The organism is Candidatus Regiella insecticola LSR1, from assembly GCF_000143625.1.
GTDB classification, from domain to species: Bacteria; Pseudomonadota; Gammaproteobacteria; order Enterobacterales; family Enterobacteriaceae; genus Regiella; species Regiella insecticola.
This window is the reverse complement of record NZ_GL379592.1, coordinates 186,657-202,504: the sequence shown is the minus strand read 5'-3', so window position 1 is coordinate 202,504 and position 15,848 is coordinate 186,657. Positions and strand designations below refer to the sequence as shown.

Sequence of the window (15,848 nt, the reverse complement as noted above, 5' to 3'; positions counted from 1 at the left end):
AATCAGTCGCTGGAAAACAATTTTCTGGATCTTACCTGTTCCATACTGTCTAAAATACGATGGTAGTTATCAAAGCGTTCTGCCGCAATCTCGCCACGTTCAACCGCATCACGCAATGCACAGCCAGGATCGTCTAAATGGCGACAATCACGAAATTTACAGCGCGCTAAATAATGATGGAATTCAACGAAACCTTCAGTGACTTGCTTGGCTGTTAAATGCCAAAGCCCAAATTCACGTACACCAGGTGAATCAATAACATCCCCCCCCTGTAGTAAATGATACAAACGAGAAGCGGTAGTGGTATGTTGGCCTAAACCTGAATGATTTGAAACAGTATTAATCAAAATTTGTTTTTCAGTGGGAGGTAATAGGGTATTTAATAGACTCGATTTCCCTACACCAGATTGACCCGTAAAAATACTGACCTTCCCGACCAGTAATTGTTTAAACGATTCTATGCCTTCGCCCGTTTGGCTGGAAACCATGAATACCGGGTAATTAATTTTTCTATAGATAGCCATCATACTTTCTATCTTTTTACGATCGGCTTGATCTAATAAATCAATTTTATTGAGTAGAATTAACGGTTGTATTGTCAAATTTTCGCAGGCGACGAGATAACGATCGATAACATTCAATGATAATTTAGGCAAAATAGCAGAGACGATAATAATTTGATCAACATTAGCTGCAATGGGTTTTATTCCATCATAGAGATCAGGGCGCGTCACAATAGAAGTACGTTGATGAACTGCTTCGACAATACCTGTTACTTTTTCTATAGTAGTTTGTTCAAGCTCTGAGGATTTTTCATTTGAGGATTTTTCAATCGCTGTTTTTGATGTAATCGCCGGGCGCCATACAACATGATCACCGGTTACCAGAGAAGAAAGTGTGCGGCGAATATTACAGCGGTATTGTATGCCATCGTTGTCTTCCACATCAGCATGCTGGCCGAATCGACTGACGACAATGCCCGGTTGTGGCGCGCCGAACAATGCGTCATCGAGCGTCGATTCTTTATCTGCCGTACGTAGTCGGCGTTGATGATTTGCTTGCACTCGGCGCTGTTGGTTTCTGGATAGCTTATTTTTGCTCACGATCCCTCATTCACTTAGCACCTAGTTAGGCGCAGTACTTATTGCTTCTAATAAATAAAAAAAGCTATAATATCACTGTGTTAATTTTGTTTTATCGTTTTATACCCAATGAATTTCGAATTACGGCAAGGCGGCAATCAATCGAATCTCAGGAGTGTACAAGTAGTACATGACAGAAGATAAGTGATCGCTGCCAACGCCGCCGTAACTTGAAAGGCGAAGGGTATAAACCCTCTTGAAGTCTAGTATTTAAAAGATAGGCAGGAAGTATTATGACAGAAATTAAAAATAATTTGATCTGGATCGATTTAGAAATGACAGGTCTCTATCCCGAACATGATCGTATTATTGAGATCGCGACGCTAGTAACTGATGCCAATCTTAATCTTTTGGAGGAAGGTCCTGTCATTGCGATCCATCAATCTGATGAGACGCTCAGTTTGATGGATGAATGGAATACACGAACGCATAATGACAGTGGCCTGGTCAATCGCATCAAAAATAGTACAACAGATGAAGCTGCTGCCGAAAAACAAACCATTGAATTTTTAAAGAAATATGTACCGCAGGGCGTTTCGCCTATCTGTGGTAATAGTGTGGGACAAGATCGCCGTTTTTTATTTCGTTATATGCCTGAATTGGAAAAATATTTTCATTATCGCTATCTGGACGTCAGCACATTGAAAGAATTAGCGCGCCGTTGGAAACCTGAAATACTCAAGGGATTTACTAAGAACAATACCCATAAGGCGATGGATGATATCCGTGAATCGGTAGCGGAATTAGTTTATTACCGCCAACATTTTATTCAGCCGTAAAAGGGTTAAAAAAGGAGGGGAGGTGTCCACACGAATTTTAGCGATTGATACCGCGACAGAAGCTTGTTCTGTTGCTATCTGGAATGACGGTGAAGTCATCGCACTGTTTGAGATTTGTCCTCGCACCCATACGCAGCGTATTTTGCCGATGGTGCAACAGGTATTAGCCGAATCAGGATTATCTTTGCATCAATTAGATGCGTTGGCTTTTGGTCGAGGCCCCGGCAGTTTTACCGGGGTACGTATTGGCATCGGCATTGGGCAAGGGTTAGCATTAGGCGCTGATTTACCCATGATTGGTGTATCAACTTTACAGACCTTAGCGCAAGGCGCGTGGCGTAAGACAGGGGCGTGCCAGGTATTGGCGGTGTTAGATGCACGTATGGGGGAAGTCTATTGGGGGCAATTTGAACACAAAGCGGCGGGTCAATGGTCAAGTACGCACAGTGAAGCGGTTATGACGCCCCAGCAAGCTTTAATGCTCGCAGAATCGTTACAAGGATCCTGGGTATCTGTAGGGACAGGTTGGCAAACCTATCCTGATTTGATTGCTGGTAGTGGGGTTGATTTATCCGATGGCCAATTAGCGTTACCACAGGCGGAAGATATGTTACCGCTAGCATTAGCGTTATGGCATAGCGGCAAAGCAGTTCCTGTTGAACAGGCTGAACCCATCTATCTGCGTAATGAAGTTACATGGAAAAAATTACCGAACCGTTCATGAAGGGTTGAATTAAAGACCACGATTAAGAGATAACTCACAATGAAAATTGAGATATTTAGCGCCAAATTTTTTTTTGCCGTGCTCGCTACCCTGCTGCTGACTGGCTGTGTGAACATACCTAAAGAAATTCAAGGGAAGACAGAGACACCACAACAAAATCTAAATTTAATAAAAAATACGCCTCGGGCGTTCATCGGACAAGAAGGGCGTTTCGGTGGTACCGTTGTCAATGTGACGAATGAGCGCCAACGGACACGTTTGGAAATCACCAGCATTCCTTTAGATCGTAACGCTAAACCCATGCTGACTGAACCTTCTCAAGGGAGGATCATTGCTTATGTTAATGCGTTTCTCACGCCTGCTGATTTTCAATACCGTTTGGTTACCGTTATTGGGACAATTAGCGGTGTTGAAACCGGTAAAATTGGCACGGTGCCTTATGATTTTATTGTGATCAACACCAGCGGTTATAAGCGTTGGTATTCAACAGAACAGAGGATGATGGCGTCAGTATTGATGGAACCATTGAATGAGCGTCAGCGAGCTGAGATACAAGGTATCTTTAATCATTAATAAACAATAAAACGGGTAAAAATTGTATTTTTACCCGTTTTTTCTTTCTATCTATCAGCTTCACTGTATTAAGGCGGGCAATGTAAATAGCCCTGTAAAGCATTTTGCCAATGCGTAGACTGATCTATATCGTTATTGGGATCATAATTAACAAAAGTCCCGCTGGTATTAATATAATCCGGAGAATAATGAGGCATGCCGATATTGCGAACTTGTGCACATACTTCGACAAGACGGACTTTATCGCTCAGCGTTTGTTGGAGTTTTTCTCTGAATGCTTCGCGTTTACTCTTATCTTCATCGTCTACAGAGTTCATTGCCTTGGCGAGTAAATGAGTGTGGATATTCTTTTTAGTCGCATCAGCCATCCTAGTAACATCGAAATAAGAGTAAGTTCCTGCCAGTGAAAATAAAATGACGCCGTTATTATAGTGACGATTGTTAATACACTTAACCATCCCTTGATACAAATCGGGCGGAGTCGATTTGTTACTGACTTTGATGTCATCTCCACATCCTTTTAGTGTCAGTATTTGTGAGCTATCCTTCTTTAAAATGTCCATGTTTTTAAATAGAGCGTTATTACATCCACTCAAGGCAGCGATAACCATAAAGACAAATAAATATTTTGCTTTCATCATTTCTCCATCATGCTATGAATTAAGGTTCATTTTTCCACTGTGGAAATTCCATTTCATGGTATTTAACCATGCGTGTTCGCTTAGTTAGCTTATAACCGAACCAAATTGTTAAAAATAATGGAATGCCGATGTAAGTGGCTATTACAGCATACCAATCGATCTGATCGGCTAAAAATGCCTGATAATTTTGGCCTAGTGTAATAATAAGACACAACACAAACGCAAAAATTGGGCCTATCGGGAATAACGCCGAGCGATAAGGTAATGCGTTGATATCACGTCCTTGCGCTATATATCCCTTGCGGAAGCGATAGTGACTGACAGCAATGCCCAACCAGGCGATGAAACCGGTCATCCCCGAAGTGTTAAGCAACCATAAATATACGCTTTTATTGCCAAACATCGAACTAAGAAAACATAAACCTGCTGCTGCTGTCGTCACATATAACGCATTACGCGGTACGCCATTTTTAGATAACCGTGCAAAAATTTGTGGGGCTTTACCTTCCTTCGCTAGGGTGAATAACATGCGGGTAGAAGCATACATGCCTGAATTACCTGCTGAGAGTACTGCGGTTAAGATCACCGCATTCATTACCGCGGCGGCAGATAATAATCCTGCATTTTTAAACACTAAGGTGAAAGGGCTGAGGCTAATATCAGTCACATCATTACGCAGTAGGTTTGGATCATTATACGGAATGATTAGGCTGATAATTAAAATTGCAAAAATATAAAATAATAAAATACGCCAAAAAACTTTCCGTACCGCTTGCGGAATATTTTTGCCGGGATCTTTCGACTCCCCCGCTGCAATGCCAATTAACTCGGTTCCTTGAAAGGAGAACCCGACGATCATCGCCACCCCTATCATGGCAGAAAATCCGCCGACAAAGGGCGCATCTCCAATCCCCCAGTTATGCCACCCCGCGCTTTCGCCCCCTTTCATGATCCCGGTTATCATCATCACGCCGACAATGATGAAGACAATGACCGTGGCGACTTTTATCAAAGAAAACCAATACTCAGACTCACCAAATCCTTTCACTGAAATGTAATTTAGCAAAAATATTAGGCCAAGAAATAAAGCGCTCCATGTCCAACCGGGGACGTCTGGAAACCAATAATCCATAACCAATTGAGCAGCAACCAAGTCAACCGCGATGGTAACTGCCCAGTTATACCAATAATTCCAACCTAATGCGAAACCAAACCCTTCTTCAACATATTTTGCACCATAGGTAGAAAATGAACCCGAAACTGGCATAAATGCAGCGAGTTCACCGAGACTGGTCATTAGAAAATAAACCATCAATCCAATTAATGCATAGGAAAGCAATGCCCCGCCTGGACCTGCTTGCGCCACGGTAGCACCAGAGGCAACAAATAAACCGGTACCGATAGATCCACCGATAGCAATCATGGCTAAATGTCGTGATTTAAGCTGACGACGCAAACCTGGCTCTCCCTGTTTTTTTTTCTCCTGCATGTTAATTTCTCTTTGAGCCATTCTTGGCGTCCTATCTATTAATTAAAGAATAAAACGGCATTGTAACAAATCTGAAGTGCGCTAATACCGTCAATTTGTTGGCATGTAAATATATACCCTTCGCCTTTCAAGTTACGGCTTTGTTGTCTGCGGGTGCTCGCCGAATCACGTAGTATGTCTACGCTCATCGGTCGGTCGCCCTTGCCGCCTTGCCGTAACTCGAAATTCATTGGGTATAGTAAGTTAACATTTTATGACGAAAATGCTATTTCGGCTTGCGTAGACAAACGGCTTGTTTCAATCTTAACAGCGGATTAAGATTGCTCTGATGAAAAAGCCGGCTATTGTGTGATAAACAAGGTAAAAAAATGAGCAAAGAATTGAAGGCGGTTATCCCGGTTGCGGGGCTTGGTACCAGAATGCTGCCTGCAACTAAGGCAATACCGAAAGAAATGTTGCCAGTCGTTGATAAACCCTTAATTCAGTATATTGTCAATGAATGTGTCGACGCCGGTATAAAAGAAATCGTGCTGGTGAGTCATTCATCAAAAAATGCTATCGAAAACCATTTTGATACTTCTTTTGAATTAGAATCGGTTTTAGAGCAACGTGTAAAACGCCAATTATTAAAAGAAATTAAAGAGATTTGCCCGTCGGATGTCACTATTATACAAATACGCCAAGGACAAGCGAAAGGTTTGGGACATGCCATACTATGTGCTGAACCTGTAGTCGGCGATGCTCCCTTTGTCGTTTTACTGCCAGATGTGTTATTGGATACCTCTACCACAGAGGTTAAATTACAAAATTTAGCATTGATGATGAAACGATTTAGAGAAAATGGACGTAGCCAAATTATGGTAGAGCCTGTGCCGGCACTCGAAGTAACCAAATACGGTATCGTCGATTGTAATCAGGTGACGTTATCACCCTGCGATAGCGCGCTGATGCTCGATGTAGTAGAAAAACCTATCGTGGGTGAAGCCCCTTCTAATCTAGCGATAGTAGGACGCTATGTTTTTTCAGCAGATATTTGGCCGCAATTAAAAAAGATCACCTATGGGGTCGGCGGAGAAATACAATTAACGGATGCAATCGCTAACTTGATTAAAGATAAGGAAAATCCAAAATTAGTCGAAGCGTTTCATATAAGCGGTAAATCACATGATTGTGGTGATAAGCTCGGTTATATGAAGGCGTTTGTTAGCTATGGTATTCATCATCAAACCGAAGGTAAGGCTTTCTTGGCCTGGTTAAAGCAGTTTTAAAGAGGATATTTTTCAAATATGTCGAAACAAGAGAAAACATTGGGAGGCGTAGGGGTCGTCGGGATGGCGGTAATGGGTCGCAACTTGGCGCTTAATATTGAAAGCCGGGGCTATTCCGTCGCCATTTTTAACCGTACAAGAGAAACAACACAGGAAGTCATTGAAGAAAATCCAGGCAAGAGCCTGATCCCACATTACACTATCAAAGAATTTGTGGCTTCACTGGCAACCCCAAGATGCATCTTACTGATGGTAAAAGCGGGTAAACCCACCGATGACACTATTGCCTCATTGGTTCCTCATTTAGATAAGGGGGATATTTTGATCGATGGCGGCAACACCTATTACCGGGACACCATGCGCCGCAATAGTGAGCTCTCTAGCCTCGGTGTTCATTTTATTGGCACTGGTGTCTCTGGTGGTGAAGAGGGGGCATTGAAAGGGCCATCGATTATGCCTGGCGGACAAAAAGAGGCTTATCAATTGGTAGCGCCTCTGCTAGAAAAAATTGCCGCTACATTGGATGACAAATCCTGTGTTACCTATATCGGTGCTGACGGTGCCGGACATTATGTAAAAATGGTACACAATGGTATCGAATATGGCGATATGCAACTGATTGCGGAAGCCTATTCATTGCTGAAAAACGCATTAGGCATGAAGAATGCAGAACTGGCAGAGACCTTTAGCGAGTGGAACAAAGGAGAGCTAAAAAGTTATCTTATCGAAATTACCGCTAATATCTTTGCTAAAAAAGATGAAGACGGCAGTGATCTGATTGATAAAATACTTGATGCAGCGGCCAATAAAGGTACCGGCAAATGGACCAGCCAAAGCGCCTTAGATTTAGGTATTCCGTTGACCTTGATCACTGAATCGGTGTTTGCCCGTTATCTTTCCTCGCTAAAATCGCAGCGAGTCGCTGTTGCCAAAGTGCTAACAGGTCCAAAAATAAAACGCGTTGATGGCAATAAAGAGGAATTCATTGAAAAAGTCCGGCGCGCATTGTATCTGGGTAAAATCGTATCTTATGCACAGGGATTTCAGCAACTGAACGCGGCGGCAGAAGAGCATAAATGGAAGCTAAACTACGGTGAAATCGCCAGTATTTTTCGCGCTGGCTGTATTATCCGCGCTCAGTTTTTACAAAAAATCACTGAGGCTTATGCTGAAAGCAACGATATCGCGAATCTGCTATTGGCGCCTTATTTTAAAGATATCACTGATAAATATCAGTCCGCGTTACGAGATGTGGTGGCCTACGCAGTACAAAATGGTATTCCAACCCCTACTCTCTGTGCCGCAATAGCCTACTACGATAGCTATCGTGCGGAAGTATTGCCAGCCAATCTCATTCAAGCACAGCGGGATTATTTTGGCGCTCATACTTATCAACGTATAGATAAGGAAGGGATATTTCATAGCAAATGGTGATATATCCCCTTCGCCTCGAATCAAATTAAACTGATTCGGCTATATTATGAAGCGCTAAGGGTAATAAATAACGTTCTGTTTCTTGCAAAATAGTTTGCAAATACTGTTCATCCATAGCACGAAAAACACGCTGGATATAAGGATTTTCACCTTCTCCTGAAATTCCTTTGTTGATATTACCCTGCCACATTTGTAATAACTTGGCTTTGGCTTGATTTTGTATTTTCTCATCCCAACAAATTTCGCCAGTTTTTGAGTTAAAACAATGCTGCAACCATGCCCAACCACTTTTGTGTAATAGTAAGAGTGGTTGGCTCATACCCTGTTGATATCCCGAACACAGTACTTTTAAATATTGTTGGGCGTCAGACTGAGATAATGCGCCAAAGCGCCACCTTGTTCCTTTACAACCATAGATCCGACTTTCACCCTGCCCCCCCGCCAAGCAGTAGGCAAGATGCTCTAGCCACAGTAATAACCCATCTACCGCGGTTAATGTACTGGGTCGCCAGCGCAGTAATCCATCCGTTTGGACTTGATTTATCCGGCCGCACAGCTTGGCTTTGCCCACATCAATATCTAATTCAAAATCGTAACCTTGTTCTTTTTCTTGGCGAATTTGTTGTGCCAGTGGCATCAGGGCATCTCGCTGATTTTGCCAATATATTTCGCCGAAAGATCCATAAGGTAAAATACCTGCCGCTTTAGATCGCGCAAAAAATTGATCCATCTCTTTTTGTTCTATCAAGGCATTCAAAAGCAGCGTATTAAATTGATAGCGCGCTAAATTATCTAAGGTGAAAGGCTCTTCGTCAGATAATTCGCTTTCTTCGATAATAAAATTCACCCCCAGGCGTAATTGAAAAAAAGCTCTGATGGGATGGCGGTAAAAAGAGATGAGATCATGCAATGTGAACTCGGTTAAGGCGCCTATCGCTAAAGGTTGATTGAAATCAGGATAAGCTTTTCCTAGCCCTTGTGCCGCTGGCAACCATTCAGCGGCATAACTTTGTTGTTCACTGCCAATGAAAAAATTGCTGGCGGCAAATGGCTCTCGCGTATGCCTTTGTAATATATGTTCGGTGACACGTTGAGCACTTTCATCGGCGCATTTTTTTTCGTCTCCTGGGAGCCGATAACTTTGCGCAATATATTCCAGTAATTCACTCACTAATACCGAAGGATAACGGGTATTGTTGTTTTGAATAGAATGACCAATGTAGCTAATATAGAGCTGCTGCCCTGCGGAAAGTAAGGCTTCAAGAAACAAATAACGATCATCATCTCGACGGCTACGATCGCCTTTTTGTATTTGCTTAGCCATTAAATCAAAACCCAATGGTTTTACTGTTCTTGGATAAATACCATCATTCATCCCTAATAAGCAGACAATGTTAAAAGGAATTGAACGCATGGGCATCAAAGTACAAAAATTGATTGATCCGGCCAAAAAACGTTGGCTTATTCTTTCGTTTTCAAAGTGTGCTAGGAGATCATCTCTTAGTAGCGTAATAGGGACACTGTCGGGGTATTTTGCAGCAACGCCATAACTGATAATTTTTTGCCACTGTTGTTCGATCGAAGCCAAAATTTCTTCATTATCATCGTTGGATTCGAAGAACGTATCGAGTAATTTTCGGCACAGGCAAGACCATTCAACCAGGGTACGAGGATGACTGAGTTGCTCACGCCATACGCTGAGTTGCATTAGCATTTCTGCGAGTTTTCCTACTAATTCTGCCGCCAAACCACTGGAGTCGTCATAAGGGAGTATGCCTTGCCAGTCTCCCGCGCTGCTGTCCATCGCATAGCCGAGTAGCATACGCGTTAACCCAAATCGCCAGGTGTGCTGACCGGTTGGAGGTAAAGAAAGTTGCCGCACGTTATCGTCATCTAATCCCCAACGTATTCCCGATTCTTTCACCCATTGGCGTAGACGGCATAAGCCTTCTTCATTGATATCGAATTTTTTAGCTAATGCTTGCACTTCCAAAAACATTAATACTTGCTCTGAAGTAAAGCGACTTTGCGGCAAATCAAGTAAGGTAATAAAGGCTTGTAATACGGGATGAACTTGACTGGATTTACGATCTGAAATCGCAAAGGGCAAATAACGTTCATGGGTTGCGTTGCCAAATACCGCCTGAATATAAGGCGTATAATTGTCGATATCCGCTACCATCACAATGATATCGCGCACCGTTAGCTTGGCGTCTGTCGCCAATAATGCCAATAATTGATCCTGTAAAACTTCGACTTCTCGTTGCGGGCTATGACAAACATGGATATTAATAGAGCGATCTTGTGGATCAAATAACCGTTTTTGATCACTGTGGCTGAGGGTTTCCACTGTGGTACCGATAACAGCATGATCTTCTAGCTCCAACATATCATGTTGTACCGCATGGAGTAGGTTATCTGGCTCAACATCAGCAAATGCATGTATTTCTTGGATATCGTCAAATTGTGATAATAAATAGAGGTGATCTCGACCTAAACGCCCCCAGGAGGCGAGTAACGGATTACTGAGATTTTTTTCAGCTTCTGCATTAAATAATGTGGCGTCTGACGGTGTCTGCGGTAACGAAGGGGATGGACGCGATCTGTGAGCAGAGCGGTGCCGACGGCTTTGTAATTTAGCCAGAAAGGCATAATTTTGTATATCACCCCAAAAATAGCGGCACGGATTGGTAAACATCAAATGAATATCAATATGTTTACTTAACGCTTGCAAGGCTTGCAAATAAATAGGGGGTAAGGCAGAAATACCGCAGATAAATACCCGTTTCGGTAAACCTTGTGGGCAAGTCTCACTTTCATGCAATCTTTGAATAAAACCTTGATAGAGGTTAGCGCGATGCCATTCAGGTTGTTCAAGTTCACGGGTATATTTTACCAATTCCTGCCATAAAGGCGCCTGCCATTGTTGTATATCGGCCAATCCATCAATCAGCCGTCCGTTTTCCCACTGTTTTAACCACTGAGGACGATAAACCAAATATTGATCGAACAGATCGGCTACCCGTTTTGATAATTGATGAATTTTTTGTTTATTGTTATCGTCGTTTAGATACTGTTTTATCGGGGCGAAAATAGGACGATTAAGTAAATGTGGCAACAACCACATCAATTTCCAGCTCATTGCCTCTTTGCAAAAAGCACTTTCTTTCGGTATACCAGGTAATACCTTGATAAAAATATCCCAAATAAATGTGGCAGGAAGAGGAAATTGAATATTGGCCGCAATATTGAATTGTTGCGCTAATTGAATTTGTAGCCACTGTGCCATCCCTGGGCTCTGTACTAATATTATTTCTTGTTGAAATGGATCCGCCAACGGCTCACGTTTTATCAGTGCCGTCATCAGCTCTTTTAATATATCTAATTGATTGGAATAGTAAATGGTGAACATTGTCTTTTTGTTCTCTGATAATGAAACGGAGAGATTAGGCGAAATTTTTTAGTTGCGCTAATCATTTTTTTCCATTGTTCCATTTTTTTATGTAAAACAGGTTATGGGTGATATTTTGGCTTTTGAGACGATATATTAAAAATATAATCTTTGTAATAAATATTTCCACTAACCTTATTATTTTAAATTTTAGTATAAAAGCGTAAAAGAATAATTTTATTTATAAATTTATTATTTATATTGTTGAATAAGCGGTTTTTGTTTTTTAAATATAACCAGATGTCATATCTTAGCGCCTTAAAATATTTATTGAAAATAATAATGAGGTAATGACTATGCCTGGCAGAATATGCGATACAGTACAGACAACGAGTAATCCAACATTATGGGTTCGGTGCAAGAAGGGGCTAATGAGTCTTTTTTCAAGAGAAATAACAGCAGTCTGTAGCACATCACAACAACTTGTCACAGATATATCAGTAGAAAACAAAACCACACAACCACAGCAAGTATTAGCACTTGTGACTCCAAAACCAAATACAGAAGAGATGGCATCATCCACGAGAGGTTCTCCTAGTGTGGATCATCAAGTTCAGCTGATATTAGAGGGACATGATAAAGAAGAAACTATTTCTGAATCTGGATATGGATATGGATATGGATCAGTTACACAAGAAAAAGAATCTAAACCTGTTGCTTCTCAATTTCAGCAAGAGGAAGTAGAAAAAGAGTGGTTAGAATTTGAAGCTATGTCGCGAAAATTTATGGATAGCAGATTAAAAGATAAAACTGAAAATAAACAAGCACCTTTATCACAAGAAAATCCGCGAAGAAAAACACCTAGCCGACTCGAGGCATTTTTATCAGCGAAAGCAAGAAAGATAAGTAAAGCACCTCGCCAGCTCAAGAAATTTTTAGCGCAAGCAAATAAGAGAAGAAAAATTAATTTAATCAAGACACTTTTAGAAAGAACAGGCGCTATTAAGAGTTTGACTATTGAACTCGAGCGAGCCATTAAAAGATTTAATCGGAATGGAGATGAAAGTGAAATTAATGCAGTGAAAACAAAAATCGAAGCTAAAAAAGCTCGCAACGCTGAAAAAATTAAGAAATATCAAACAGGGAGGGGGGAAGCTAAAGCTAGAATAGGTCAAGCACTGTTGAAAAAAGATAAGAAATATAAAGCGCTATTGAAAAAAGCTGACGATGCTATTAATACTGATTACCAAAGAGGAAAAGAGGCAATTAAAAATAATCTGGCTTCGTTACTCAATTTTATAAAAACTCCAGGCTGTTTAACAACAAGCTGATACTATGCTTTCGTCTTCAGCGATTTTGTTGCACCAACAGCAGATGTCCACAACGAACGTTTCAGGAATCAATATCGACACTGGCACCCCGATGGCAACGAAGTTCCAGAACGCGGATCCTCGCCGGGAAGAGATGTCAAAGTGTGCTAAAGATCCTGTGAATATCTTCTGCAGTTAGTTTTCTGGCGCTAAATCTGCCTAAAATATCGTGGGTCGACTGATTGATGGAAGCAGCGTTATTATCTGTTGCAGCTGAAGCATGAAAAAGTTTAGTGAAACATCTATCCGAATTTGAGAAGGCGCTCGAAATAACCAGATTAGGCTCGCGTAAAATGGGTGGTTCGTTTAAAGCATCAAATAGTGCTTCTTTTTCTTTATTATTACTATCGGCTGTTTTTTCAGTGCTACAAAAACAAGATATAGGTTGTTTATTTTCACTCGAAATAGGGAGATCTTCTGTCCCTGGTGTGATTTTTATTATTGTATCCTCCTGTAAAGGATCATTTTGCACAGTAAAAGATGATGACATTTTAACGTTCTCTGTTGTGATTATAGGAGCTAGCAGTTATTTAATTGGGTTGAAAATAGAGTGTTAATTTTTATATTCCATTTGTAAAAATAAATATCAAAATACCACCATAACCCTTACTCATATTTACATATAAATACAGAGTGACTTTATACAGAGTGTTGCTTTAACTCGCTTTCAAAAAACGCTTTTTTGATTATGAATCAAAAACATTATAGTGAATCATGCCTTATTTTTAGTTAATCGCTTAACCGCTTTTCTTAAATTGAAGTTAATACACTGAGAAAAGTATCACTGATTTTTTAATCCCATCTTGATTACTGTCAATTAAGCTCAATCACGAACGCTTACTCAAAAACGTTTTTTCTGTAAGCGGTGTTTATTTAATTTTTATGATGATGAAATTTACGAACGTTTCATCATGTTGAAAAATTCATCATTAGTTTTGGTCATAGACAATTTGTTGATAAGAAATTCCATTGCATCAATTTCACCCATGGGCTGGATAATTTTACGCAGTATCCACATTTTTTGTAATTCGTCTGAAGTGGAGAGAAGTTCTTCTTTTCTCGTGCCAGAGCGGTTGTAATCAATGGCAGGGAATACACGTTTTTCAGCAATTTTACGTGATAAATGCAGTTCCAGGTTGCCTGTGCCCTTAAATTCTTCATAGATAACTTCATCCATTTTAGAACCGGTATCAACCAATGCGGTAGCGATAATGGTCAAACTACCGCCTTCTTCAACGTTACGGCCTGCTCCAAAAAACCGTTTAGGCCGATGTAAAGCATTAGCATCAACACCACCTGTTAAGACTTTACCTGAAGCGGGAACCACTGTGTTATAGGCGCGAGCTAAACGAGTAATTGAATCTAACAAAATGATAACATCTTTCTTATGTTCAACTAATCTTTTTGCTTTCTCAATAACCATTTCAGCCACTTGAACATGACGAGATGCAGGTTCGTCAAAGGTAGAAGCAATAACTTCACCTTTAACTAAACGCTGCATTTCAGTAACTTCTTCCGGACGCTCATCAATCAACAGTACCATCAATACACAATCAGGGTGGTTATGGGCAATGCTAGTGGCAATATTCTGCAATAACATTGTTTTTCCTGCTTTGGGTGGTGCCACAATCAAACCCCGCTGACCACGGCCGATAGGTGCAGCAAGATCGAGTACTCGAGCAGTTACATCTTCCGTTGAACCATTGCCTCGTTCCATCCTTAACCGCGAGTTAGGATGTAGAGGAGTCAGATTTTCAAAGAGGATTTTGTTTCGGGAATTTTCTGGTTTATCGTAATTAACTTCGTTCACTTTCAATAGCGCAAAATAACGTTCACCTTCTTTAGGTGGCCGAATTTTACCGGCAATAGTGTCACCAGTACGAAGGTTAAAACGACGAATTTGGCTAGGAGAAACATAGATATCGTCAGGACCGGCAAGGTAAGAACTGTCTCCTGAACGGAGAAAACCAAATCCATCTTGCAATATTTCCAACACGCCATCCCCAGAGATATCTTCGCCACTTTTAGCGTGTTGTTTAAGGATAGAAAAGATAATGTCTTGTTTGCGTGTACGAGCTAGATTTTCTAGATTCATTTCTTCGCCAAGTTTTATTAACTCATGAACTGGGATGTTTTTTAATTCAGTAAGATTCATAATGGTGGGTTCTTTAAACTGGGAATATGTCTCGAAGTATTGTTTTGGATTGTGTGATAAAGCAACCGGCGAATCACGTAGTATATTACGCTCATCGGTCTCACGCCCTGGCCGCAGCTTCAAAGGCGAAGGGCATATGACAGTGGCAGCTTCGAGGTTAAATGTTTAGACTGATTCTTTGATTGCACCCCGACTTTAAGCCGGGGATCCCTACTACTAATATAATTAACTCTCACTCGCTTAGATGAGTTTTTACTTGATTAAATCGTCAGGTAACAATTAGCTAGGTGAAGAGCGCTCTGCCATCAATGCATTCTGTGCAGCGAGAACAGCGCTTAATTCTGTTTTTGAAAGAATAAGCCGCGCAGCGAATGAACTAAATCTAACATGCTTCTTTGCAATCGTCTAGTTGCCAGCGAGAGAGAAATCATATTTTACGCTAAATATCTGACTCTGACGATGTCAAAATCGATTACAAGTGGGTATCCAGAAGTTTCTTAAGGTCAGTTTTCGATACAAGTCCTACCTGATTCGCTGCTACTTTCCCGTCTTTAAATAACAATAGTGTTGGGATGCCGCGTACACCATATTTTGGGGCTGTTTCCCGCTGATCATCTATATTTAATTTGGTGACAGTCAGCTTTCCTGCATATTCGTTAGCAATTTCATCCAAAATTGGAGCAAGTGTTTTACATGGACCGCACCATTCAGCCCAAAAATCAACTAACACTGGACCACTGGCTTTTAATACATCAACTTGGAAAGTTTTATCTTCAAGATCCTTTATATTTTTGCTCATACTCTACTCCAAAGTATTGTGTCAACTGGTTTGATATAGTATTAATCAAGAAAAGATTGACTTTATTTCACCGGATACGCTTT

General features: G+C 41.0%; 14 protein-coding genes. 6 read left to right on the top strand and 8 right to left on the bottom strand.

Annotated elements, in window-relative coordinates; all coding sequences use genetic code 11:
* Positions 1 to 2 precede the first annotated feature (2 nt).
* A complete protein-coding gene (rsgA, locus tag REG_RS06725) occupies positions 3 to 1,103 on the bottom strand; it encodes a small ribosomal subunit biogenesis GTPase RsgA (RefSeq protein WP_006704953.1) in 1,101 nt (366 codons plus the stop codon).
* 272 nt (positions 1,104 to 1,375) lie between these two features.
* On the opposite strand from rsgA, the gene orn reads away from it, so the two are divergent.
* From orn to REG_RS06710, 3 genes are read left to right on the top strand one after another with little or no spacing between them, the layout of a single operon-like run.
* The gene (gene orn, locus REG_RS06720) at positions 1,376 to 1,921 is read left to right on the top strand and encodes an oligoribonuclease (RefSeq protein ID WP_006704952.1); all 546 of its coding nucleotides are present in this window, start codon (positions 1,376 to 1,378) and stop codon (positions 1,919 to 1,921) included.
* Between the two features lie 22 nt (positions 1,922 to 1,943).
* Positions 1,944 to 2,645 carry a tRNA (adenosine(37)-N6)-threonylcarbamoyltransferase complex dimerization subunit type 1 TsaB gene (tsaB, locus tag REG_RS06715; protein ID WP_006704951.1) on the top strand — a complete coding sequence of 234 codons (702 nt, stop codon included), beginning with the start codon at positions 1,944 to 1,946 and terminating at the stop codon, positions 2,643 to 2,645.
* 39 nt (positions 2,646 to 2,684) lie between these two features.
* Entirely contained in the window at positions 2,685 to 3,218 is a 534-nt protein-coding gene (locus REG_RS06710) for a Slp family lipoprotein (RefSeq protein WP_006704950.1), read from the top strand.
* 68 nt (positions 3,219 to 3,286) lie between these two features.
* Here REG_RS06710 and REG_RS06705 read toward each other — a convergent pair whose 3' ends face one another.
* From REG_RS06705 to REG_RS11325, 3 genes are read right to left on the bottom strand one after another with little or no spacing between them, the layout of a single operon-like run.
* Positions 3,287 to 3,859 (bottom strand): hypothetical protein, encoded by a 573-nt coding sequence (locus tag REG_RS06705; RefSeq protein ID WP_006704949.1) that lies wholly within the window; start codon positions 3,857 to 3,859, stop codon positions 3,287 to 3,289.
* A gap of 19 nt (positions 3,860 to 3,878) precedes the next feature.
* On the bottom strand, positions 3,879 to 5,348 hold the full coding sequence (locus REG_RS06700) for an amino acid permease (RefSeq protein WP_176603473.1): 1,470 nt from the start codon (positions 5,346 to 5,348) through the stop codon (positions 3,879 to 3,881).
* 38 nt (positions 5,349 to 5,386) lie between these two features.
* Positions 5,387 to 5,578, bottom strand: a complete 192-nt coding sequence (locus REG_RS11325; protein ID WP_006704947.1) for a hypothetical protein — start codon at positions 5,576 to 5,578, stop codon at positions 5,387 to 5,389.
* A gap of 138 nt (positions 5,579 to 5,716) precedes the next feature.
* Between REG_RS11325 and galU the strand changes: the two genes are divergently transcribed.
* Complete coding sequence (gene galU / locus REG_RS06695) at positions 5,717 to 6,616, top strand: UTP--glucose-1-phosphate uridylyltransferase GalU (protein ID WP_039907785.1); 900 nt, start codon at positions 5,717 to 5,719, stop codon at positions 6,614 to 6,616.
* Positions 6,617 to 6,634: 18 nt separating this feature from the next.
* Positions 6,635 to 8,050: an NADP-dependent phosphogluconate dehydrogenase gene (gene gndA / locus REG_RS06690; RefSeq protein WP_006704945.1), complete on the top strand. Its 1,416-nt coding sequence runs from the start codon at positions 6,635 to 6,637 to the stop codon at positions 8,048 to 8,050.
* A gap of 25 nt (positions 8,051 to 8,075) precedes the next feature.
* Here gndA and recC read toward each other — a convergent pair whose 3' ends face one another.
* Positions 8,076 to 11,462, bottom strand: coding sequence for an exodeoxyribonuclease V subunit gamma (gene recC / locus REG_RS06685; RefSeq protein WP_006704944.1), 3,387 nt, complete (start codon positions 11,460 to 11,462; stop codon positions 8,076 to 8,078).
* 410 nt (positions 11,463 to 11,872) lie between these two features.
* On the opposite strand from recC, the gene REG_RS06680 reads away from it, so the two are divergent.
* Entirely contained in the window at positions 11,873 to 12,772 is a 900-nt protein-coding gene (locus REG_RS06680) for a hypothetical protein (protein WP_039907651.1), read from the top strand.
* 136 nt (positions 12,773 to 12,908) lie between these two features.
* On the opposite strand, the gene REG_RS06675 is transcribed toward REG_RS06680, so the two are convergent.
* From REG_RS06675 to trxA, 3 genes are all read right to left on the bottom strand, one after another.
* Positions 12,909 to 13,301 (bottom strand): hypothetical protein, encoded by a 393-nt coding sequence (locus REG_RS06675; protein ID WP_039907650.1) that lies wholly within the window; start codon positions 13,299 to 13,301, stop codon positions 12,909 to 12,911.
* A gap of 405 nt (positions 13,302 to 13,706) precedes the next feature.
* On the bottom strand, positions 13,707 to 14,966 hold the full coding sequence (gene rho / locus REG_RS06670; RefSeq protein ID WP_039907647.1) for a transcription termination factor Rho: 1,260 nt from the start codon (positions 14,964 to 14,966) through the stop codon (positions 13,707 to 13,709).
* Between the two features lie 472 nt (positions 14,967 to 15,438).
* The gene (gene trxA, locus REG_RS06665; RefSeq protein ID WP_006704941.1) at positions 15,439 to 15,765 is read right to left on the bottom strand and encodes a thioredoxin TrxA; all 327 of its coding nucleotides are present in this window, start codon (positions 15,763 to 15,765) and stop codon (positions 15,439 to 15,441) included.
* Positions 15,766 to 15,848 lie beyond the last annotated feature (83 nt).

What these genes read in the sequence shown, in the direction of transcription:
- REG_RS06705 (WP_006704949.1), bottom strand. Translation starts at nt 3,859, where the DNA reads ATGATGAAAGCAAAATATTTATTTGTCTTTATGGTTATCGCTGCCTTG.
- REG_RS06675 (WP_039907650.1), bottom strand. Translation starts at nt 13,301, where the DNA reads ATGTCATCATCTTTTACTGTGCAAAATGATCCTTTACAGGAGGATACA.
- REG_RS11325 (WP_006704947.1), bottom strand. Translation starts at nt 5,578, where the DNA reads ATGAATTTCGAGTTACGGCAAGGCGGCAAGGGCGACCGACCGATGAGC.
- gndA (WP_006704945.1), top strand. Translation starts at nt 6,635, where the DNA reads ATGTCGAAACAAGAGAAAACATTGGGAGGCGTAGGGGTCGTCGGGATG.
- galU (WP_039907785.1), top strand. Translation starts at nt 5,717, where the DNA reads ATGAGCAAAGAATTGAAGGCGGTTATCCCGGTTGCGGGGCTTGGTACC.
- rho (WP_039907647.1), bottom strand. Translation starts at nt 14,966, where the DNA reads ATGAATCTTACTGAATTAAAAAACATCCCAGTTCATGAGTTAATAAAA.
- REG_RS06710 (WP_006704950.1), top strand. Translation starts at nt 2,685, where the DNA reads ATGAAAATTGAGATATTTAGCGCCAAATTTTTTTTTGCCGTGCTCGCT.
- orn (WP_006704952.1), top strand. Translation starts at nt 1,376, where the DNA reads ATGACAGAAATTAAAAATAATTTGATCTGGATCGATTTAGAAATGACA.
- REG_RS06680 (WP_039907651.1), top strand. Translation starts at nt 11,873, where the DNA reads ATGAGTCTTTTTTCAAGAGAAATAACAGCAGTCTGTAGCACATCACAA.
- recC (WP_006704944.1), bottom strand. Translation starts at nt 11,462, where the DNA reads ATGTTCACCATTTACTATTCCAATCAATTAGATATATTAAAAGAGCTG.
- trxA (WP_006704941.1), bottom strand. Translation starts at nt 15,765, where the DNA reads ATGAGCAAAAATATAAAGGATCTTGAAGATAAAACTTTCCAAGTTGAT.
- REG_RS06700 (WP_176603473.1), bottom strand. Translation starts at nt 5,348, where the DNA reads ATGCAGGAGAAAAAAAAACAGGGAGAGCCAGGTTTGCGTCGTCAGCTT.